The sequence below is a fragment of the Paractinoplanes aksuensis genome, from assembly GCF_024137025.1.
Taxonomy (GTDB): domain Bacteria; phylum Actinomycetota; class Actinomycetes; order Mycobacteriales; family Micromonosporaceae; genus Actinoplanes; species Actinoplanes aksuensis.
In genome coordinates, this window is record NZ_JAMYJR010000032.1 from 180,580 (window position 1) to 199,995 (window position 19,416).

The window sequence follows — 19,416 nt, forward strand, 5'->3', positions numbered from 1 at the left end:
GGATTCATGCGCACGACGGCGGCCTCGCTGGCCTCAGACGCGAACGGCGAGAACGAGGATTGGTACTCCGCCTCCGCCCGGTCCCTCGTAGTTCTCGACGGGGCTACGGCTCGAACCGATACCGGGTGTCAGCACGGTATCTCTTGGTACGCGGCCCACCTTGGTGCCGCGCTTTCTGAGGGTGCGCTTGATCTTAGTGCTTCCTTGCCGGAGATTCTCGCTGGCGGAATTGCGCGCGTCGCAGGTCTTCATCCGTCTTGCGACCTGACGCATAAAGGTACGCCTTCCGCAGCCGTCGCAATGGTCCGTCTCGCGGGGGAATTTCTAGAGTATCTCGTTCTGGGCGACGTGTCGATTGTCCTTGACGGGAGTAATGGCATAGTCGCCGTATCTGACGAGCGAGTTAGTCAGACTGCCGCATCTGAGCGCCGGAATGCCGATACGTTCGCTATCGGCTCGGTCGAAAAGAATGCCGCTATGGTGCAAATGAAGCACGCTGAGTTGGCGATGCGGAATCGTGCCGATGGCTATTGGATCGCGGCGGCTGATCCGACTGCTGCGGAGCATGCGCTGAATGGGCTTATCAGCACCGGTGAGTTACGACGGTTTGCTGTGCTTACCGACGGTGCCGCGCGGATCGTGAACCCCTTCGGTGAGATGTCGTGGGCCGGACTGCTCGATCTAGCAGAGACGGACAGCCCAGAAGCCGTGCTGCGGAGGGTCCGAGAGGCAGAGGCCGGTGACCCGCTCGGTGTCCGGTGGCCGCGCAATAAACGCAGTGATGATGCGACCCTTATCCTCGCCTTGGATGTGGAATAGGACGGCCGGCCAGGTTAAGACTTGCGCCGGGCTGGGCTCGGTTTTATCGCTCAGGGCAGATCATTAGCGTCGCGACCCCCAGGATCTGCTCGGCCGACGGTTGCCTAGGTAAGGGCCAGTGCGGTGATCAGGCGCTCCAAAACCGATCGCAGACCTTGCCAGTCCTGTTGTCCTACGCAGCCAGGGTCTTGGCGGGCGCGTTTGACTTTGTCATCGAAGGCGCGCTGTATCGCTGACTTATCCATCACTTCTCCTTGATACTTTTTTACTTTTCCCATGAACCCCTTCCATTGAACCGGTATTAGCTCGCCGTCTTGTCTCCGAAGGACGTCATCACCCAGATAGAGCTCGATAGAGCAGGCTAACCCATTTACGTCCATGGTAGATTCCCCTTGGGGTCCAAGGGTTGGGTATTCGGTGGCGCTGTCAAGGTATGGATAGTGAACAACGCTGTAGTGTGCTGGAAGCTTAGACGTTTCGAGTGCCAATACGGCCTCATAAGCGGCACTGTCGTTATCGAATAGTGCCACGATTCGGTTTGAGATCCCGGCGGCCGCAAAACTCTTTAGAGTTTTTACGGCCGCAGAGGCGCCCCCCTCGTTGCCGAAGTCGAAGTCAAGGAAACGGATGTAGTGTTCGAGATGGGGCATGAGGATTTCTATCGCTTCACGAAGGACCTTGGCGTCGTACCTGCCCTCTGTTATGACGATTGGCGGTCCAGGATTGAAAACTGCCTCGTAGTTTGCTCCGTCGGTGTCCATTAAAAACCCGTTATCGAGCAAAGAGTCGTAGTCAATCCTGGTAACGTCGAGCGACAGCATGTCGGCTGGCAACGCGACCTCGACGATAGCCCTGATCAGCCACCTCGCATCTTGGTCATCAAGGAGCTCGAGTGGTCCAACGTCTCCTAGCGACGGTGTTTCGACAGCCATCTTGCGTTCGACATGTTGCGTGACCTGCGCGAGCCATGAATCGAATGAGAGATCTCGGAGATTACCCTTCCAGAAATTAAAGTCGTACGGTCCGAGATCCGGGTAGGACGCCGCGAAGGAATCCATGCGAGTTACTTCTAGGTCACGTGCCGCAAGGTAAAGATCCTCTAGCTTTTGCAGACTGTATCCAAGGATATCGAGCCTTTGACGAAGGGTCCTGCTGGTAGATTGAAGTAAAGTTACCTTTAGCTCATCGCCAATGTCCTGAATAGCCGCCTCGCCCCCGACCCCGAAGGTTCCCCACGCGAAAGGGGCAGCCTCCGGGCCATAGAGCCTCTGCACCTCTTCGCTAGTGAAGAGGTGCAGTGTTTCGTCTCGGAAGACTTCTCGGTAGGAGAATACTTCGTAGTTTTTGAGGAAAAGGCTCTGGTATTCACTCATGGCAAAGTTGTCCCTAGGGGGTGACGCTCCGCGGAAACTGCGACCTCTGGGGTGGCGCAGTGGGCGGCGACGGCTACGCGGGCACTAGTTCGTCGCGATTGATGGACAAAATTGGTCGGTATACCGCAAGTGGAACGATTGAAAGACCGGGGTACTCGGGCTGATCGGCGAAGCCGATGGATCCTAGCAGCGATAGGAGGTCGTTCACGCTTTGCACGATTTTTCTTCGACTGACATTGCCATCTTCACGAGTGATGTCGGTAAGTTCGTATTGGTAGCCAGGGGGAGGTGCGTATGACCCGATCGTCCCAACCATCGTCCAGTCCTGCTCATGAAGCCCGTAGCGTGCGAACAGAATCTCAGGTTCGCTGTCGAGGAATCGTCGGCCTTCCTGCAGTCGCGCCGTAACGCTTACTCCGCCCATCCCGGCTGTTGCCATCGTGATATGCAACCCGGGATGGAAAACACCGCGAGCAATCTTGATGAATCCTCGGATTTGCTCCGGGGGTATGCTTTCGATCGCTCCACTTGCGTTGTAGTCCTCGATGAGTTCCTCTAGTGCCTCTGGAAGGGGGTCGGTAATCAACCGGCTAGTTTCGCCTTTCTTGCTTTTCGAAGGTCCGGGCTTCTGATTTCTTGCGCGGGACTGCGCTGGCCCGTCATTATCCAGCTGAAGTACGCCTTGGAATGCCGTTGCGAAGCCGGCGAATGCCTTCGCAACGTATCTGGCGTCGAATAGCCGAGCTGGCGCGCTGATGCGAACTACGGAACCTGGAGGATGGTTCTCCATAAGTTGCTCGAATGTATCCGGCTCACCGGTTGCTAGCTCGTGAGAAATGTCGGCCAAATATCCCTCCACCGTGAGCGCTTCTTCGAGCGTGGGGAAGACTGCGTCAGCAAGTGATCGTTGCGCGCTTTCTTCACTTCCCCATACATGCTCGCGGCTCGCCACATTGCGCATTCCCCCGGACATGCGGCCCTGCTTCTTTTCGGTGACCCTGATGTCCTCGGCTACACCGCCATCCATCTGTGACAGCAGTGAACGCACCTTATCGGTGTCGACGTAGATAAGCTCGCGAAGCATTAAGCCCCCTCCTGCAGTACCCGAAGGATTCTCACCTTCGGGTGCGATGGCATTCGTCGCTACAGGAGAACTTATTAGTCTGGCCGAGATCGCGGAAGGCAGGGACGGCAAACTGTTCTAGTGCCTCGCTGGTCGAGCGAGTCAGTCGGGGCACTACGCCGCAGAGGGATCGGCAGTACTCAGCCTCGTAGGTACGGCCGTGCGGTGCTCGTCCCAATGCAGCCTCAACCAGGACAGATGCCGTTTGGCGGGGGTGATCGCGATTCGGCGGCCATGAAGACCTGCGTAGTCGGGGAAAGTTCGCAGCTCGGGCGCCGCGTCGATTGTCGTAGTGGCCGGGTCAACGGCGAGGAGCCCAAGATCGAAGAGACGGTGCAGGTCGCGCCGCATGAGAAAGCCGCCGCCGCTGTGATGCTTACCCTCTGCGGCGTAGCTGTACAGGTGTGCCGCTTCCAGAGCTTCCACCGGTGTCGGGCCGCTGAAAACACATACTGATCCGAACTCGTCGAGAAGCTGTCGACGAAAGCCTGCCTGTCCCAGCCGCACGCGGACCGTGACGCGACGGTGTCCGCCGGCAGTCTGCTCCGCAGCGGCGTCCAGGAGGCGCAGAGGGGCGCCGAGCCCAGAGGTGTTCACGGCTTCCCGAAAGGCGTCCCAGCGCAATGCCCGAAAACTGTTCTGTGACTGTGGTTGGTAGGCCAGTTGGCGGAGCTCGTGTGCTGTCAGGCTCCCTGCCAGATCTACCCATCCCACGTCGTGCTTCGACCTGTACGTCATGACTGGCTTGACGCTACTGCTTGGCACGTCGAAGGTGCTTTTACAGGAGTAGCACTTGTAGCGAGGCGTGAGCTGCCGGCGACTCTTAATGTGTGCGCTGCTGCAAGCAACACATCGGTGCACCCACTTCTCGTCGTTGTCGGTCTCGATTCGTTCGATGATGGACGCTCCGAGCAACCCGCGTTCCTCCCACAGGACGATGGCGTCGCCTTGGCGGATCTTCGAGTGGTTGGGAACGGAGCTGTCCCAGCTGTAGTGCCTCGCTGGCTCGTCGTCGTAGCCGTCGTTACCGCCGTGCTCGCGGTTCTCGCCGGCGACAAGCGCGAGCCAAGCCGTCGGCCTCGGATCCTGTTCTGTCATGGTCGGTAGGTTAAGGCGTCCGATGCGTGCAGGTGGGCGCCCGTCAAGGTCCTGCCTGGCACACCGGTCGTGCGTCCGTCGAGCCAGCAACCATCCCGCAGTCGCGGCCCCGACCACGCAGCAGCGGTCTCTTTCTTGGTCTCGTTCACCAGCGTCCGGCAACCTCCAGGGATGGTCGTAGGATGCGACTTATACAGGTCACGTACTGCATGGGACATCCCCGGACGCTGTCCCACGAACCTTACAAGCGAGGGGTCGTAGGTTCGAAACCTACCGCGCCCACGAGGCGGGGCGCAGTGTGTCCGCGGAAAGCGCGGACCGGCCGCCTCGTCATTCCTGCTCCGGGGGCCGAGCCCCCGGAAGCCCCGCGTTGCGGTGGTTGCGCAACGCGTCTTTCTCACCCCGCCGGTCGTGCTTCGGTGCCCTTGTTCAGGCTGCCTGGTTGGCGTTTGTGGGGGCGGTCTTCACTGTTTGGCGGCGTTGGATGGTGAAGTCGGTGAGCAGGGCCAGGTAGGTGGCGGCGACGGTGTAGGTGGCGGCCTCGGCGGCTGGGCCTTCGGGGTCGGCGAAGGTGCCGACGATCATCAGGGTGATCAGGACGGCCAGGATGCTGACGTTGGCCGTGTCGGTGCGGGTCCAGGTGGTGTCGGGGCGGTTGAGGCCGCGGACGGCCTGTTCGCGCAGGTGTTGTGTCAGCAGCCAGAGGGCGAAGGCGCCGAACGCGAGCCACAGCCAGCCGAAGTGGTTGCCGTCGGCCACATCGGCTGCTCCGTCGGTGAGGAGGGAGCTGCCGATGAAGCCGGCCACGAGGGTGCGGGCGAAACCGGGTTGGGCGCGAAGGTTCACACCGTGAGTATCGGGGACTGGGCAAAATCGCGGTGCTTCAGCTTGGCCCGGCGGCCGTCGGGGTGGTGCCAGACGATGCCCTCGTACTGGGGGTGGGCCAGCAGCCAGACGCGCAGGGCCGTGAACTCGGTGGGGACGTCGAAGCGGTCGGCTTCGGCGTGGGCGATCAGGGTGTGGCCCCGTACGGATTCGGGGTTGCCGTTGATTTTGACGCCGATCAGCTCGTAGGTGCCGGGCGCGAACGGCCGTCGGGCCGAGCCCAGGGCCTCCGTGTGACAGTTCGCGTAGGACGACTGGGCGATCGGCTCCCAGCCCACCGTCTTGCCGGTGATCTCGTCGGTCATCACCGGGCGGTAGCCGGGCGGGCGGGTGCGAGCGGGGCGGACCTCGCGCCGGGCCCACCACACGCCGTCCTCGTCGAGCAGGACGCAGGTGCCGTCGTACTTCCGGGTGGCGACTCCTTCGCCGGCCAGCACCCATCCACAGCCGGGGTGCACCTCGGGCAGCAGGCGCTTCCGGTTGTCGGGGTCGCGCAGGAACAGCGTCGGAATCTTGTTCATGCGCTTGATCGTCGCATCACGATCAATTGCTTTTCCGGGCCTCGTGGAGCCAGGCGTAGCGGCGCAGGACCAGCGGCCCCCGGCCGGCCAGGTCGGCGAGCAGGCGCCGGTGGAACTCGGCGCGGCGTTCCGCGGGCAGGTCGTCGAAGTATTTGCGGGTGCCGTGAGTCTGGAACCAGCGCCAGAGGGTCTCGGCGTCGGCCATGGGTAGTTCCAGACGCAGGTCGGTCTCGCTGACGTGGTCGAAACCGGCCGCGGTCAGGGTCTCGATCTCGTCGAACGGTGCGCCCATGCTGCCCCGCGGCGGCAGATACTGCGCGAACTCTCCGAACAGGGCGTTGGCGCCGTCGGCGAACTCGAACCCCTCGGGCACCTGGCCCGGTGTCGTGAACACGAACAGGCCGCCCGGCCGCAGCACGCGGTGCACCTCGCGCGTGACCGCCGCCGGGTCGTCCACGATGTGCATGACCAGGCCGGCCGTGACCACGTCGAACGAGTCGTCGGGCAGATCGAGCCGGGCGGCGTCCATCAGGCGCACGTCCAGGGCAGGTTGCTCCTGCTGCAGCCGCGCGACCATGGCCGGGGCCGCGTCGGCCGCGGTGACTTCGTAGCCCCGCCTCCGCGCGGGGATGGCGATCGCGCCCCGGCCCGATCCGATGTCGAGCAAGCGGCGGCCCGGGGCGGGCTCGGGTAGTCGCTCGGCGGTGAGCAGGCCGAAGTTCGCGAAGAACGGCAACACGTCGTCGTAGGTGTCGGCGACACGGTCGAAGAGCTTGATCACGGAGTCGGCCACCTCGCGGATCCTGGTCGTCGCTCGTGGCCGTCGCAAGCGCATTAGTCGCTATGAGGATCCGCATCCGCCGCCCCCGCACGAGCCGCCGCCCCCACCGGGGCCGGAGTAGCCGGGCGGTGGTGGGCCGAACGGGGAGCGACCGCGGATACCCCGGCCGGGGCCCTTCAGGTGTTGCAGGCAGACGGCGCCGGGCAGGTCGTGGCAGATGCCTCGGCCGCCGCAGTCGGCCAGGTAGCGATAGCCGCCGGGCACAGGCAGCTGCTGGTCGACGCGGAACAGCAATGGCAGCGTGGTCGGCTCGCATCCCTCGTCCTGCCGGGCGAGCCGGAAGGTGTCGGCCAGCGCGGCCGGCGACCCGCCCGGCCACCGCTGGGAGGTGCCGCCGGGCGACGGACTGTCGGCGGTCGGCGGAGTGGTGAACACCCGGCCGAATGCTTGGGCGCAGAAGGCCGTGTATTCGGTGGTCTGGCGGGACAGCTCGGCCCACAGGGCGGCGGCGACCAGCGACGGCATGGTCAGCTTGGCGCGCGGGTGGCGGGCGGCCAGCCGGAACCACTGGCGGGTGGCCGACTCGACCTGGTCGAGATCGGACCGGGACAGACCATTGTGTTCCGACGCGAAGCGCTGGCGCACGGCCGCCGGGAAGCGGTAGGCGTCGATCGCGGCAACGCGGTGTGCGGTGCGCGGGTTCCAGGTCATCGCTCAACGGTGCGCGCCGCCCTCGGCAAGGGTCATCGGTCGTTCGTCGCCAAACGGTGTCGGATCACGGACGTAGGCGGGCCCACCAGCGGCGATGCTGTCACCCTGACCACCACCGAAGCACCGGTCGAAGGGTTGCGGAGCATGCCAGAGATCTCGCCGGACCTGTACCGGCGGTGGTACCGCTCCTTCGAGGAGGACACCGACGATCAGGCGGTCTATCGGCCCGCCGATTTCCCTTTTCCGCCCCGCCGGGCGCCGCGGCCCAGCCTCGAGTTCCGGCCGGGCGGCGGCTATCTGGAGTACGCCGCCGGACCGGCCGACCGGGCCGACGCGAGCCGGGGCAGCTGGGAGCCGGGCGAGGGGGACGCCGTGCGCGTGCGGGCCGGGGCGAGGACCCGCGTGCTGCACATCGTCGCCCACGACGAGCAGGTGCTGAGGATCCGCAAATAGCGCGAGGAGATGAGGCCCGATGGACAACGCCGACATCGTCGAGACCCCGGCGCGGCGACGCTGCGGCAGTGAGGACGTGCACCGCCGCCTGCTCAACGAAAGCCTGAACTACCGGCTCAACCGGGCCGCCATCGAGAACCTGGCCTTCGCCTTCGCGACCGGTGAGGAGCAGCCGAGCCGGGCCGAGGTCGTGACGATCCCGGTCGTCGTCCACGTCGTGCACAACACGGACGAGCAGAACGTGTCGGAGGAACAGATCGACACCCAGATCGCCGTGCTCAACGAGGACTTCCGGGCCGTGAACGCCGACCTCAAGGGGGTGCCGGCGGTGTGGCAGGGCCTGGTCGCCGACGCGCGCCTCGAGTTCCGGCGGGCGAGCACCGACCCGCAGGGCAACCCGACCACGGGCGTCACCCGGCGGCACACCGACGCGCGCTCGTTCTCGGACAACGACGCGGTGAAGTTCACCGCCCGGGGCGGCGCCGACGCGTGGCCGGCCGACCGCTACCTCAACGTCTGGGTCTGCCAGCTCGGCGGCGGGCTGCTGGGCTATGCCCAGTTCCCGGGCGGGCCGCCGGCCACCGACGGCGTGGTGATCACCCACACCGGATTCGGCACGACCGGCACCGCCACCGCGCCCTTCAACCTGGGCCGCACCACCACCCACGAGATCGGGCACTGGCTCAACCTCTTCCACATCGGCGGCGACGACGGCACGGGCTGCAGCGGCACCGACTTCGTCGCGGACACCCCGAACCAGGCCGGGCAGAACTTCGGCACGCCCGCCTTCCCGTCGATCACCTGCAACAACGGGCCGGACGGGGACATGTTCATGAACTACATGGACTACACCGACGATGCGGCGATGTTCATGTTCACCCACGGGCAGATCCTTCGTGTCGAAGCGTGCCTGGCCGGACCGCGCCGGAATCTGGTGGTGCCGGCCGGAAGTGAGCCGGCCGGCGGCGAATAGGACGGCGCCGGAGCGGCGGCCGGTCGCGGGCACACGCCCGCTCGTGACCGGACACCGCGCCGGCGCGTCACCAGCGGGGGACGGCCGAAGGCCCACGGCCGACCCGGAGGTGGTGGCACCGGTGGGGCCGGGCGCGGACGCTGCGCCCGGCCCCACCGACGGTCAGCCCGTGGGCTCGCCGGCGGCCGGGGTGGTGGCGCCGGGAGCAGCGGGCGGATCACCGGCGGCGGACCCGCCGGCGGGCCGCCAGCGGCCGCCGGGCGGCAGCTCGCCGAGGATCTCGAGCCGGGCCCGGATGCCGCCGTTGCTGCGGCCGAACTCGGCCATCAGGTCGCGCGGGCGGGCGCCCGCCCGGTAGCGCGCGACGAGGCGTTCGTCGTCGGCGTCGGTCCAGCGGGCGCCCTGGTTGGGGTGACGGTCACGCCGGTCGGGCGGCGGGCCGGAAGGGGACGGCGAGGGCGGCGGCTGGGTCATCGCGATCAGGCCGGCCAGGGTCGAGGTGAGCACCTCGGTGAGCGCGGGCAGGTCGGCCGGCGCGATGCCGCCGCTGATCTCGCTGACCACGTGCCCGTCGCCGTCGCTGCTGACGATGCAGAGGTCGATGCGGTGGTCGTCGGTGGGGAAGGCGGTGACCTGATAGTCGATCTCGCCGAGCACGAGACGACGGTCGAGGGTGATGGGGGATGACTGGAGGGCGGTGTCATTCATGGCGGTGACCATAGGGCGACCCTCCGACAGTTTCCGGCGGCGGCGGACGGGCGCCTCAGGTGATCCGGCCGGCCAGCACGCGGACGCCCGGGCCGTCGAGCTCGCCGAGCACCGGGGCCCGCCCCGTGAGCGCCATCATCAACGCCTCGGCCGGCCCGCTGACCAGCGCACCCGTCCCGTACGCCCAGTCCAGGTCGGTCGCCTCGAAGCGCAACCCGGCGGGTCGCCGGCGTGGCGTGAAGCCGGTGGCCCGCCCGCCGGTCAGGAAGTCGAGTGACAGTCGCAGGCGGTCGGGGACGAGCCCGTGCGGCAGCCCGAGCGGCCGGCGCATGTCCTGCCCGTGCACCTGCAGGTCGGTGAGCTGGCCCGGGAAGCCCACGATGGGCGGCCGGAAGTCGTCGTAGGCCTTGCGGCGCAACGTCGCGGCCAGGTCGGCCGGTGGCTGCCGGGCCATCTCGACGGCGAGCAGGGCGTTGGCCCGGTGCACCCGGAACCCACTGCGGAGCAGTGCCGAGAACGTGGCCCCCCGGGGCGCCTCGATCGCGGCCACCAGGTGACCGGCGACCTGCCGTACGGTCCAGGCGCCGCACAGGCTGGGCGTCTCGAGCTGGGCCGGGCTCAACGAGTCGATCAGGTCGGCCACCCGGCGCCGCTCGCCGGCGATCGCATCGCGTACCGGATCGATCGCATCCACGCCGCGAGGCTACAACGAATCGGCCCGGCGGCCGGGCCCCGGTCGGCGCGCACCCGGTTCGCACCCGGGCGGATTCTCAACCGGCCCGCCCGATCACCGATTGCTGAGGGTGCCGGCGGGATGCCCCACCGGCGGGCGGGCCCCGGTCGGCATCCCCCCGGCGATCGGGCCCGCCCTGCGACCGCAGCAATCTCGGGAGGCGGAGGACACGTGCCACCGGAGCTGCACATCGGCCTGGATGCCGAGAAGACCGTCATTTCCCCGTACGCCCTGAGCCTGCGCACCGGCCGGGCCGTGCGGCACCGCTCCGGTTCCACGACCGAGGTCGTCCCCGTCGACCCCAGCGGCGCTGACCGGGCCGTCCGGCTGGCCGCGGCCTCCCGCCTGAGCTTCACACTGATCTTCGTCTCGGCCGCTCTCTACGCGGTCGGTGTGCCGTGGTGGCTGCCCCTCACCGCCTCCGTGGCCGCTGTCGCCGTCCTCTGGCAGCACCAGTCCCGGGCCGCGCAGGAGGCCTCGTTCGAGATCCCCGCCGGCGAGGGCGTCCACGTGCTGCGCAGCGAGCCCGAGCGGGCCGTCTTCCGGCGCGCGGTCGGCGTCTCGCGCCGCATCCGCCGCACCTGGCCCGCGCTGTCCGGCATGATCGATCCCGGCCCGGCCGACCGCTCTCTGACCAGCGCCTTGGACGAGCTGGGCGGTCTTCTCGTACGCCGCCAGGAACTCCGGCGCCTGCGGGCCGAGATCGCCGCCGTACGGGATCAGGACGTCCCCGCCGACAGCCCGGCCGTCCGGGCCCTGGCCGCTCAGCGGGACCGGGCCGACCAGCTCTGGCGCGAGGCCGGTGGGCAGGTCAACCGCATCCTGCGCAGCCTCGATCGGACCGTGCTGGCCGGTGAGGCGTTCCGGCGCGAGTGCGAGATCGGCGAGACCGCCCGGCAGGCCGAGCTGGTGCTGTCCGGCCTGGCCGACCAGCCCCCGGCCCCGGTGACGGAGACCGGGCCGGAGCTGGCCGACCGCACGGCCGCCGTGATCAAGGCTTATCGGGAGCTGGCGGCAACAGGTCAGCGTTGATCATCGCGCCCGCGGCCAGGCCGGCCGCGGCCGCGCTGATGACCTGGGCCATCGGGTCGGCCACGTTGCCGGCCACCCAGACGCCGTCGACCGCGGTGCGGCCGGTCGGGTCGATCGCGGGCACGATGGTGCCGATGCCCATCGGGTGCTCGACGGCCTCGAGCCCGAGCGTGCCCAGGAACGCGGCGCGGGCCTCGACCCGGGTGCTGACCACCAGGTAGTCCCGGGCCACGAGGCTGCCGTCGGTCATACGCACGCCGTCCTTCTCGACCGCGGCGATCTCGTCCAGCGGCAGCAGACGCAGGTCCGGGGTCCACTGCCCCCACAGCCGCATCTTGTGCTCGGTCTGCTCCTCGCCAGGCGTCCCGATCACCCCGATGGCCTTGCCCCGCACCTCGTAGCCGTGGCAGTAGGGGCAGTGCAGCACGGTGGTGCCCCAGCCCTCGGCCAGCCCGGGCACGTCCGGCAGCAGGTCGACGGCGCCGGCGGTCACCAGCAGCCGCCGCGCCCGGTGGACCGAGCCGTCGGCCAGGGTGACCTCGAACCCGGGAACGGCCGAGACGACCTCGCCCTCGATCACCTTCCCGCCGTACTTCTCGACCTCGGCCCGACCGGCCGCGCGGAACTCCGCCGGGCTCATCCCGTCGCGGGTCAGGAAGTTGTGGATGCCCTCGGCCGGGGCGTTGCGGCCCTGGCCGGAGTCGATCACCAGCACCGAGCGCAACGCCCGTCCCAGGGCCACCGCGCCGCTGAGCCCGGCCGGTCCGCCCCCGATCACCAACACGTCGTAAGTCATGGACCCATGGTGGCCATACTTCCCCGATTACGGGAAACTTCTTTGCCATGACGGCAAAAAACGAGGACGTGCTGCGCGAGGTCGGGCCCCGGCTGCGGGCGCTGCGGCGCGACGCCGGTGTCACGCTGACGGCGCTGGCCGACACCACCGGCATCTCGGTCAGCACGCTCTCGCGGCTCGAGTCGGGCCAGCGCAAGGCGACCCTCGAGCTGTTGCTGCCGCTGGCCCGGGCCTACCGGGTGCCCCTCGACGAGCTGGTCGGTGCGCCGCCGACGGGCGACCCCCGGGTGTACGCCCGTCCGATCCAGCGGTTCGGTCAGACGATCCTGCCGCTGACCCGCAACCCGGGCGGCCCGCAGGCGTTCAAGCACGTCATCGGGGCCGGGGCGAGGCAGGAACCCGACCCGAAGACCCACGAGGGCTACGAGTGGCTCTATGTGATGAGCGGCCGGCTGCGGCTGGTTCTCGGCCCGCACGACCTGGTGCTGCCGCCGGGCGAGGCGGCCGAGTTCGACACCCGCGTGCCGCACTGGTTCGGCAGCGCCGAGGGTCAGGCCGTCGAGTTCCTGTCGATCTTCGACAGTCAGGGCGCCCGCATCCACGTCCGGGCCCGGCCCCAGCGCGATTCATCCGGTTGAGTGACTCGACCGTCACACTCCGGAGCGCTAAGTTGTCCCTCGACATGGTCGAGTTGGGGTCAGGCTCCGCGGCGCGCGGTCGACATCTGCCGGGGCACGGTGAGCGCCGGCCCCGGCCGGGTGCCCAGCGCGTCGGCCAGCAGGCCCTGCACCACGTCGGCGCCGGGCAGCCGCCACTGTGTCCGTTCCGGGGGAACTGCCCAGCGCACCGGTCCCTCGGGCATCCGGCTCGGGGGCGCCGCGATCCACGAGCCCACCCCGTGCCGTACGACGTCGAGCCGGTGATCCAATGTGGGCCGCAGCGGCAGTCCGGGCGTCACCAGGAACAACCAGCGGCCCGCGGCGGTCACCGCGACCGGCCCGTGGGCATCGGCCCGGCGATTGAGGCGAACGGCGCCGAGCGTGCGCAGACCCAGCTCGGCCGGCACCTCGAGCGCGTCGAACCGGTGCCCGGTGGCCAGCAGCACGCTGCGCGCACCTCGGGTGACCGTCCACCCGCGCTCCGCGTAGCGCAGAGCGGCCCGGCGCAGCCGCAGCCGATCAAGCGCTGCCGACGGTACGAACGGTCGATGGCCTGTCCACTGCATGGCTCGATAACCCCCGATCTAGGTGGCCCGGTGCTATATCAGCCGGAGGCGCCGTATCCAAGCGCGACACACCTCGTTGGTTTCGGCAGATCCACCCTTTGCAAGTTGCAACGAAAAATACGAGCATCGGTGAGCAGGCGATCACACACGTTGTGCGACGTACGCGGACGTGGACGTTCCAGACTGCAGATGACACAAGAGCTCGCCGGCGGGGGTCGTCGGTGAGCTGGGGGAGGCACCGTGGACGAGCTGCCGATCGGCCGCCGCGTCGCCTATTGGCGCGGCCGACGCAAGATGTCCCAGCAGGTCTTCGCGGACAGGTTGGGAAAGTCCAAGAGCTGGGTCGACAAAGTGGAGCGGGGAGTTCGCCGGCTCGACAAGTTCTCCGTCGTCTACGAGATCGCCGACGTGCTCCAGGTCGACGTCCAGCTGCTGCTGGGCAAGGACGTGGAGCGCCGGCCGGAAACGCAGAACTGCATCGACCAGGTCGAGGTTGAGGAGATTCGCGCCGCTCTGGAGCGTTATGACCAGATGAGCGCGTTCTTCCAGGCGGTGCCACATTCGCCACCGCTGGCCGAGATGCACAAGGCGGTCAGCCACGCCTGGCTGACCTATCAGCACGCCAAGTACGGGGTGCTGGCCCGCATGCTGCCCAAGCTGCTGCGGGACGCCCAGGCCGCCGACAGCGCGTACGCGACCGGGGCCGAGGCCAAGGACGCGGCCCACCTGCTGGGCCAGGTCTACCAGATCGCGTCGTCCGCCCTGCGCAAGGTCGGCGAGCACGAGCTGTCATGGCTGGCGGCCGACCGCTCGATCGCCGTCTCGCAGCGGGCCGGCGACCAGTTGCTGGCCGGCCTGGCCAGCTTCCGGGTCGGCAGCGCGCTGCTGGCGCTGGGCCGGGTCCGTCCCGCGCTCGAGGTCAACGTCAACATCGCGAACCGGCTGGCGCCCGCGTACGAGCCGGCCCACAAGGGCGAGCGGCTGTCGGTGTACGGCATGCTGCTGTTGAACGGGGCGATGGCGGCGGCCCGCATCGGCGACAGCGCGACCGTGCGCGACCTGCTGTGCGGGGCCGAACAGGCGTCGCTCGAGCTGGGCGGCGACTTCAACCACTACTGGACCAGCTTCGGCCCCACCAACGTCCTGCTGCACCGCTGCGCCGCGGCGGTCGAGCTGGGCGACGGCCGGGCCGCGGTCGACACGCACGAGAAGCTCGACGTCGTCGGTTTCAACGCGTTGCTGCCGGAACGCCGGGCGCACCACTTCCTGGACATCGCCCGCGGCTACACGCAGATCGGCAACATCGAGAAGGCCAGCGAGATGCTGCTCGAGGGCGACCGGCTCGCCCCGTCCGAGATCCGCTGCCGGCCGCTCGCGCACGAGGTGCTTTCCGACGTGCTCCGCCGGACGCGGGGCACTCCGCCGGCTCCGATCGCGGAGCTGGCCGAGCAGATGGGAGTCGGTGTATGAGGTGGGTTCGTGACGATCGGTAACGCCGTGCCCGGTGGTGTGCTGTACGTCCTGGTCTGCGGTTCGCCCATGGCCCGTGACGTCGGCATCCTGGTCGGTCTGGCCCAGCAGGAAGGCTGGGAGGTCTGCGTGATCACCACCCCCGACGGGCGCAAGTTCGTCGACGTGGCCGCGCTCCAGGCTCAGACCGGGCATCCGGTACGCACCTACTACAAGAGTCCGGGCGACCCCGACGTGCTGCCGCAGGCGGACGCGATGATCGTCGCGCCCGCCACGGTCAACACCGTCAACAAGTGGGCCGCCGGCATCACTGACACCCTGGTCCTGGGCCTGCTGGTCGAGGGCTACGGCTATGGCGTGCCCACGGCCGTGGTCCCGTACACGAACAAGGTCATGGCCCTGCATCCGGCGCTGCACGAAAGTCTGGCCCGGCTGCGCGACTGGGGCGTGCACGTGCTGTACGGCGAGGACGTGTGCCGGCTCGGCGGACCCGGACAAACCGACCGGTTTCGGGGCCAGTTCCCCTGGCGGCGAGCGCTCCAGGCCGTCAGCAACCCGGTCAGCATGAGCAGCGGCAGCCGGGCCGAACCGGCGTAGGCCTGTCCTGCCGATTCGCGGGGAGCGGCCCGATAGAGTTGGCGGCCGTGACCGACACCGCCGCCACACCCGCCGTTCTCGACGTGGTCAGCGCGCTCGACCGGCGCTATCCGCGGGACTGGGCCGAATCGTGGGACCGGGTCGGGCTCGTGCTCGGCGACTTCGAGCACCCCGTCCGGCGCATCCTGTGCGTCGTCGACTGCGTGCCCGAGACGGTCGACCAGGCGCTGGCCGAGCGGGCCGACCTGATCGTCGCCCACCACCCGCTGCTGCTGAAGCCGGTGTCGTCGATCGCGCCCGACACGTACAAGGGCCGGATCATCCACCGGTTGATCCGCCAGGACATCGCGCTGTACTGCGCGCACACCAACGCCGACGTGGCGTCCCCCGGCGTGTCCGACGCGCTCGCGGCCCGGCTCGGCCTGCGCGACATGCGCCCGCTGGTGCCGGCCACGGGCGCCGCCGCCGGCGCGGGCCGCGGCATCGGGCGCATCGGTGAGCTGGCCGAACCGATGGATCTGGCCGAGTTCACCGGGTACGCGGCGACGCGGCTGCCCACCACGGCGGCCGGCGTCCGCGCCGCCGGCGATCCGTCGCGGGTGCTGCGCACGATCGCCGTCTGCGGCGGCGCGGGCGACTCGTTCCTGACCGACGCGACCCGCGCGGGCGTCGACGCGTACCTCTGCGCCGATCTTCGCCACCACCCCGCCAGCGAACACCTCGCCGAGGACGGTCCGGCGCTGCTCGACGTCGCCCACTGGGCGACCGAGCGCCCGTGGCTCGACGACGTCGCGGCCTGGCTGCGCGCCGACTCCGGCGCCGAAGTCATCGTGTCTGATGTGGACACCGACCCCTGGACCGTGCACGCCAGGGACATTCCCGAAACGAAGGAGCCCCTGCTGTGAAGGCCTCACCGGATGCCCAGCGCCGCCTGCTCGACCTGCAGGCGGTCGACACCGCCCTGGCCCAGCTCGCCCACCGGCGCAAGTCGCTGCCCGAGCTGGCCGAGATCGAGGCCGTCGGGCGTGAGCTCGCCGGGCTCGACGACGAGCGGGTACGGGCCCAGGTCACGGTGGACGACCTCGACCGCGACATCAGCCGGTTCGAGAAGGACATCGAGCAGGTGCGGACCCGCAAGGACCGCGACCAGAAGCGCCTCGACGCGGGCGGCGCCCTGCGCGAGATCGAGGGGCTGCAGCACGAGCTGGCCACGCTCAACCGCCGGCAGGGCGAGCTCGAGGACGCCGAGCTCGAGCTCATGGAGCAGCGGGAGACGGCCGAGGCCGCGCTGACCGAGGTGCAGGGCCGGCTGGACGCGGCCAACGAGCGGCGTGCGGCGGCCGAGCGGCGGCGCGACGAGGCGCTGGCCGACATCGCCAAGGAGCAGGAGTTCAAGACGTCGTCGCGGGCCCCGCTGGCCGCCGACCTGCCGGCCGACCTGGTCGGCCTGTACGACAAGATCCGGCTCGAGTCGGGGCTGGGGGCCGCCCTGTTCCAGTCGGGTCGCTGCGGGGGCTGCCGCATCGAGCTGTACGGGGCCGACCTGGCCCGGGTCAAGGCGGCCGAGCCCGACGACGTGGTCCGCTGCGAGGAATGCCGCCGGATCATGGTGCGTACCAAGGAATCGGGCCTGTGAGGGTTCTGGTCGAGGCCGACGGCGGGTCCCGGGGCAATCCGGGGCCGGCCGGGTACGGCTCGGTGGTGCTCGACACCGACGGCCAGGTGCTGCTCGAGCGGCAGGGGTCGCTCGGCGTCACCACCAACAACGTGGCCGAGTACACAGGCCTGATCGAGGGGCTCAAGGCGGCCATCGAGCTCGGCGCGACCGAGGTCGGCGTGCGGATGGACTCCAAGCTCGTCGTCGAGCAGATGTCCGGCCGGTGGCAGATCAAGAACGCCGGCCTGCGCCCGCTCGCGGCCGAGGCGGCCCAGCTCGTGGCCCGGATCGGCCACGTGACGTTCGAGTGGATCCCGCGCGAGCGCAACAAGGCGGCCGACGCGCTGGCCAACCGGGCCATGGACGAGGCCGCGGGCAAGCCGGTGGCCGACCGCGTCGAGCCTTCGGTCGTGACGCCGGCGCCGGCGCCGAAGTCGTGGGCGCCGCCGTCGCTCGACGATGCGACCCGCCTGATTCTCGTACGCCACGGGGAGAGCACCCTGACCCGGCAGGGCCGCTACTCCGGGCGTGGTGACGTGCCGCTCTCCGACGAGGGCGAGGCTCAGGCGATGGCGGCCGGCGGCCGGGTGGCGGGCATCGCGCGCGATGTCACGGCGATCGTCAGCTCGCCGCTGAGCCGGTGCGTGCGTACGGCCGAACTGATCTCGGCCGAGGTCGGCGGGGTGCCCGTCACGGTGGTCGACGACCTGATCGAGGTCGACTTCGGGGCCTGGGAGGGGTTGACCTTCGCCGAGGTGCAGGAACGGTGGCCGCGCGAGATGGAGGCCTGGCTCGCCTCGACGAGCGTGGCGCCGCCGGAGGGCGAGTCGTTCCAGGCCGTCGCGAAGCGGGTGCGCGGCGCGATGGCTACGGTCCTGCAGTCGTACGCCGGTGGGGTTGTGGTGGTGGTTTCGCACGTGTCACCGATCAAGCTGATCCTGCGGGACGCGCTGGCCGCCTCCGACGCCTTCCTGCACCGGCTGTTCCTCGATACGGCCGGCATCTCCACGATGGACGCCTGGCCGGACGGCAACATCGCCGTGCGCTCGGTGAACGAAACCGCGCATTTGCGCTGATCTCTATCGGCGACCATTGATTCTCCGGGGCGAGACGTTTAGCTTCCTCGATTAGGAAACTTTGTTCAACGTTTCGCCCTCGGAGGGCTCATGCGCGTTCTGACTCGCCGTCTCATCGCCGCGGCGGCCATCGCGGCCGTGGCATCGACGGCCGTAGCGACACCCGCACAGGCAACCGGAAAATCATATGTAAAGGTCGGATACTTCACGCAGTGGGGCATCTACGGCCGCGATTTCCAGCTGGCCAAGGTGCAGAAATCCGGCGCCGCGGCCCGCCTCACCCACATCAACTACGCGTTCGGGCCGGTCACCGCCGACGGCCTGTGCGTCTCGGCCGACCCGTGGGCCGACTGGCAGACCCCGTTCTCGGCCGAGAACAGCGTCGACGGCGTGGCCGACGTCGAAGGCCAGCCGATCAGCGGCAACCTCAACCAGATCGCCGAGCTCAAGAAGAAGAACCCGAAGCTGCGGGTGCTGATCTCGCTCGGCGGCTGGACCGGCTCGAAGTACTTCTCGGACGCGGCGCTGACCGACGACTCGCGCAAGAAGCTCGTGTCGTCCTGCGTCGACCTGTGGATCAAGGGCAACCTGCCCGGCCTGCCCGCCGGGGTCGCGGCCGGCATCCTCGACGGCATCGACCTCGACTGGGAGTGGCCCGGGTCCGAGGGCGAAGTCGGCAACGTCATCCGCCCCGAGGACAAGCAGAACTTCACCCTGCTGACCGCCGAGTTCCGGAAGCAGCTGGATTCGCTGTCGCGGACGACGAAGAAGCGCTACGACCTGACGGCCTTCCTGCCCGCCGCGCCGGTCAAGGTCGACGCCGGCTTCGAAGGCAAGATCTTCAAGTACTTCGACTTCGCGACCGTCCAGGGCTACGACTTCCACGGCTCGTGGGAGGCCCGCACCAACCAGCAGTCGGCCCTGCGGGTGCCCAACGGCGCCCCCGACAACCCCGACTTCTCGTCCGAAGTAGCCATCAACAAGTGGCTGTCGCTGGGTGCCCCGCGCCACAAGCTGGTGCTCGGCGTGCCCTACTACAGCCAGGGCTGGACGGGCGTCACCGGCACGAAGAACGGCCTGTTCGCCCCAGCCACGGGCCCGGCCCCGGGCAAGTTCGCGGCCGGCACCGAGGACTACAAGACGGTCAAGGCCCTGCCCGGCTTCAAGACCTACCGTGACCTCAAGTCGGGCCACGCCTGGCTGTACGACGGCACCACCTTCTGGACGTACGACGACCCGGCAGTGCTGCTGCAGAAGTCGCTGTGGATCCGCTCGAAAGGCCTGGGCGGCGCGATGATGTGGTCGCTCGACGGCGACGACGCCAACGCCTCCCTGACCAAGGCCATCGCCACCGGCCTCTGGACCCCGTAACGACCCGGGGCGGT

The 19,416-nt window shown here is 68.6% G+C and carries 22 protein-coding genes; 11 read left to right on the forward strand and 11 right to left on the reverse strand.

Features of this window, described 5'->3' with window-relative positions:
- Positions 1-6: 6 nt before the first annotated feature.
- Positions 7-819, forward strand: a complete 813-nt coding sequence (locus tag M1L60_RS29755) for a protein phosphatase 2C domain-containing protein (RefSeq protein ID WP_253240847.1) — start codon at positions 7-9, stop codon at positions 817-819.
- 104 nt (positions 820-923) lie between these two features.
- On the opposite strand, the gene M1L60_RS29760 is transcribed toward M1L60_RS29755, so the two are convergent.
- From M1L60_RS29760 to M1L60_RS29790, 7 genes are all read right to left on the reverse strand, one after another.
- The gene (locus M1L60_RS29760; RefSeq protein ID WP_253240848.1) at positions 924-2,192 is read right to left on the reverse strand and encodes a HEPN/Toprim-associated domain-containing protein; all 1,269 of its coding nucleotides are present in this window, start codon (positions 2,190-2,192) and stop codon (positions 924-926) included.
- A 73-nt stretch (positions 2,193-2,265) separates the two neighbouring features.
- Entirely contained in the window at positions 2,266-3,276 is a 1,011-nt protein-coding gene (locus tag M1L60_RS29765) for a DUF6414 family protein (protein ID WP_253240849.1), read from the reverse strand.
- A 153-nt stretch (positions 3,277-3,429) separates the two neighbouring features.
- Entirely contained in the window at positions 3,430-4,413 is a 984-nt protein-coding gene (locus M1L60_RS29770; RefSeq protein WP_253240850.1) for an HNH endonuclease signature motif containing protein, read from the reverse strand.
- Positions 4,414-4,842: 429 nt separating this feature from the next.
- On the reverse strand, positions 4,843-5,259 hold the full coding sequence (locus M1L60_RS29775; protein WP_253240851.1) for a hypothetical protein: 417 nt from the start codon (positions 5,257-5,259) through the stop codon (positions 4,843-4,845).
- Complete coding sequence (locus M1L60_RS29780; RefSeq protein WP_253240852.1) at positions 5,256-5,819, reverse strand: RNA ligase 1 family protein; 564 nt, start codon at positions 5,817-5,819, stop codon at positions 5,256-5,258. Before M1L60_RS29780 ends, M1L60_RS29775 begins: the two co-directional genes overlap by 4 nt.
- 22 nt (positions 5,820-5,841) lie before the next feature.
- Entirely contained in the window at positions 5,842-6,612 is a 771-nt protein-coding gene (locus M1L60_RS29785) for a class I SAM-dependent methyltransferase (protein ID WP_253240853.1), read from the reverse strand.
- 48 nt (positions 6,613-6,660) lie between these two features.
- Positions 6,661-7,311: a UCP032817 domain-containing protein gene (locus M1L60_RS29790; RefSeq protein ID WP_253240854.1), complete on the reverse strand. Its 651-nt coding sequence runs from the start codon at positions 7,309-7,311 to the stop codon at positions 6,661-6,663.
- 144 nt (positions 7,312-7,455) lie between these two features.
- Here M1L60_RS29790 and M1L60_RS29795 point away from each other — a divergent pair, with 144 nt between their 5' ends.
- Together M1L60_RS29795 and M1L60_RS29800 are read left to right on the forward strand one after the other, a co-directional pair.
- The gene (locus tag M1L60_RS29795; RefSeq protein ID WP_253240855.1) at positions 7,456-7,764 is read left to right on the forward strand and encodes a hypothetical protein; all 309 of its coding nucleotides are present in this window, start codon (positions 7,456-7,458) and stop codon (positions 7,762-7,764) included.
- Positions 7,765-7,783: 19 nt separating this feature from the next.
- Positions 7,784-8,737 carry a zinc metalloprotease gene (locus M1L60_RS29800; protein ID WP_253240856.1) on the forward strand — a complete coding sequence of 318 codons (954 nt, stop codon included), beginning with the start codon at positions 7,784-7,786 and terminating at the stop codon, positions 8,735-8,737.
- Positions 8,738-8,899: 162 nt separating this feature from the next.
- Here the strand turns inward: M1L60_RS29800 and M1L60_RS29805 are convergent, their stop codons facing one another.
- Together M1L60_RS29805 and M1L60_RS29810 are read right to left on the reverse strand one after the other, a co-directional pair.
- Complete coding sequence (locus tag M1L60_RS29805; RefSeq protein WP_253240857.1) at positions 8,900-9,445, reverse strand: hypothetical protein; 546 nt, start codon at positions 9,443-9,445, stop codon at positions 8,900-8,902.
- A 55-nt stretch (positions 9,446-9,500) separates the two neighbouring features.
- Positions 9,501-10,139 (reverse strand): maleylpyruvate isomerase family mycothiol-dependent enzyme, encoded by a 639-nt coding sequence (locus M1L60_RS29810; RefSeq protein ID WP_253240858.1) that lies wholly within the window; start codon positions 10,137-10,139, stop codon positions 9,501-9,503.
- A gap of 210 nt (positions 10,140-10,349) precedes the next feature.
- Here M1L60_RS29810 and M1L60_RS29815 point away from each other — a divergent pair, with 210 nt between their 5' ends.
- Positions 10,350-11,210, forward strand: a complete 861-nt coding sequence (locus tag M1L60_RS29815) for a hypothetical protein (protein ID WP_253240859.1) — start codon at positions 10,350-10,352, stop codon at positions 11,208-11,210.
- On the opposite strand, the gene M1L60_RS29820 is transcribed toward M1L60_RS29815, so the two are convergent.
- On the reverse strand, positions 11,170-12,006 hold the full coding sequence (locus tag M1L60_RS29820) for an NAD(P)/FAD-dependent oxidoreductase (protein WP_253240860.1): 837 nt from the start codon (positions 12,004-12,006) through the stop codon (positions 11,170-11,172). The two genes, M1L60_RS29815 and M1L60_RS29820, sit on opposite strands and share 41 nt — an antisense overlap.
- Before the next feature lie 47 nt (positions 12,007-12,053).
- Here M1L60_RS29820 and M1L60_RS29825 point away from each other — a divergent pair, with 47 nt between their 5' ends.
- Entirely contained in the window at positions 12,054-12,644 is a 591-nt protein-coding gene (locus M1L60_RS29825; RefSeq protein ID WP_253240861.1) for a helix-turn-helix domain-containing protein, read from the forward strand.
- A gap of 59 nt (positions 12,645-12,703) precedes the next feature.
- Here the strand turns inward: M1L60_RS29825 and M1L60_RS29830 are convergent, their stop codons facing one another.
- On the reverse strand, positions 12,704-13,231 hold the full coding sequence (locus M1L60_RS29830; protein WP_253240862.1) for a bifunctional DNA primase/polymerase: 528 nt from the start codon (positions 13,229-13,231) through the stop codon (positions 12,704-12,706).
- A gap of 240 nt (positions 13,232-13,471) precedes the next feature.
- On the opposite strand from M1L60_RS29830, the gene M1L60_RS29835 reads away from it, so the two are divergent.
- The 6 genes from M1L60_RS29835 (at position 13,472) to M1L60_RS29860 (ending at position 19,402) form a co-directional block, all read left to right on the forward strand.
- Entirely contained in the window at positions 13,472-14,701 is a 1,230-nt protein-coding gene (locus M1L60_RS29835) for a helix-turn-helix domain-containing protein (RefSeq protein WP_253240863.1), read from the forward strand.
- A gap of 69 nt (positions 14,702-14,770) precedes the next feature.
- Entirely contained in the window at positions 14,771-15,298 is a 528-nt protein-coding gene (locus M1L60_RS29840) for a flavoprotein (RefSeq protein WP_253240912.1), read from the forward strand.
- An 83-nt stretch (positions 15,299-15,381) separates the two neighbouring features.
- Positions 15,382-16,203: a Nif3-like dinuclear metal center hexameric protein gene (locus M1L60_RS29845; protein WP_253240913.1), complete on the forward strand. Its 822-nt coding sequence runs from the start codon at positions 15,382-15,384 to the stop codon at positions 16,201-16,203.
- The gene (locus M1L60_RS29850; protein WP_253240864.1) at positions 16,200-16,934 is read left to right on the forward strand and encodes a zinc ribbon domain-containing protein; all 735 of its coding nucleotides are present in this window, start codon (positions 16,200-16,202) and stop codon (positions 16,932-16,934) included. The genes M1L60_RS29845 and M1L60_RS29850 overlap by 4 nt, the downstream gene beginning before the upstream one ends.
- Positions 16,922-18,031, forward strand: a complete 1,110-nt coding sequence (locus M1L60_RS29855) for a bifunctional RNase H/acid phosphatase (RefSeq protein ID WP_253240914.1) — start codon at positions 16,922-16,924, stop codon at positions 18,029-18,031. Before M1L60_RS29850 ends, M1L60_RS29855 begins: the two co-directional genes overlap by 13 nt.
- A gap of 90 nt (positions 18,032-18,121) precedes the next feature.
- Positions 18,122-19,402 (forward strand): glycoside hydrolase family 18 protein, encoded by a 1,281-nt coding sequence (locus M1L60_RS29860; protein ID WP_253240865.1) that lies wholly within the window; start codon positions 18,122-18,124, stop codon positions 19,400-19,402.
- Positions 19,403-19,416: the final 14 nt, after the last annotated feature.

Bases quoted from the DNA above. Each gene is read 5' to 3' on its own strand.
- M1L60_RS29755 (WP_253240847.1), top strand. From the start codon at position 7: ATGCGCACGACGGCGGCCTCGCTGGCCTCAGACGCGAACGGCGAGAAC.
- M1L60_RS29760 (WP_253240848.1), bottom strand. From the start codon at position 2,192: ATGAGTGAATACCAGAGCCTTTTCCTCAAAAACTACGAAGTATTCTCC.
- M1L60_RS29765 (WP_253240849.1), bottom strand. From the start codon at position 3,276: ATGCTTCGCGAGCTTATCTACGTCGACACCGATAAGGTGCGTTCACTG.
- M1L60_RS29770 (WP_253240850.1), bottom strand. From the start codon at position 4,413: ATGACAGAACAGGATCCGAGGCCGACGGCTTGGCTCGCGCTTGTCGCC.
- M1L60_RS29780 (WP_253240852.1), bottom strand. From the start codon at position 5,819: ATGAACAAGATTCCGACGCTGTTCCTGCGCGACCCCGACAACCGGAAG.
- M1L60_RS29790 (WP_253240854.1), bottom strand. From the start codon at position 7,311: ATGACCTGGAACCCGCGCACCGCACACCGCGTTGCCGCGATCGACGCC.
- M1L60_RS29795 (WP_253240855.1), top strand. From the start codon at position 7,456: ATGCCAGAGATCTCGCCGGACCTGTACCGGCGGTGGTACCGCTCCTTC.
- M1L60_RS29800 (WP_253240856.1), top strand. From the start codon at position 7,784: ATGGACAACGCCGACATCGTCGAGACCCCGGCGCGGCGACGCTGCGGC.
- M1L60_RS29805 (WP_253240857.1), bottom strand. From the start codon at position 9,445: ATGAATGACACCGCCCTCCAGTCATCCCCCATCACCCTCGACCGTCGT.
- M1L60_RS29820 (WP_253240860.1), bottom strand. From the start codon at position 12,006: ATGACTTACGACGTGTTGGTGATCGGGGGCGGACCGGCCGGGCTCAGC.
- M1L60_RS29825 (WP_253240861.1), top strand. From the start codon at position 12,054: ATGACGGCAAAAAACGAGGACGTGCTGCGCGAGGTCGGGCCCCGGCTG.
- M1L60_RS29830 (WP_253240862.1), bottom strand. From the start codon at position 13,231: ATGCAGTGGACAGGCCATCGACCGTTCGTACCGTCGGCAGCGCTTGAT.
- M1L60_RS29840 (WP_253240912.1), top strand. From the start codon at position 14,771: ATGGCCCGTGACGTCGGCATCCTGGTCGGTCTGGCCCAGCAGGAAGGC.
- M1L60_RS29860 (WP_253240865.1), top strand. From the start codon at position 18,122: ATGCGCGTTCTGACTCGCCGTCTCATCGCCGCGGCGGCCATCGCGGCC.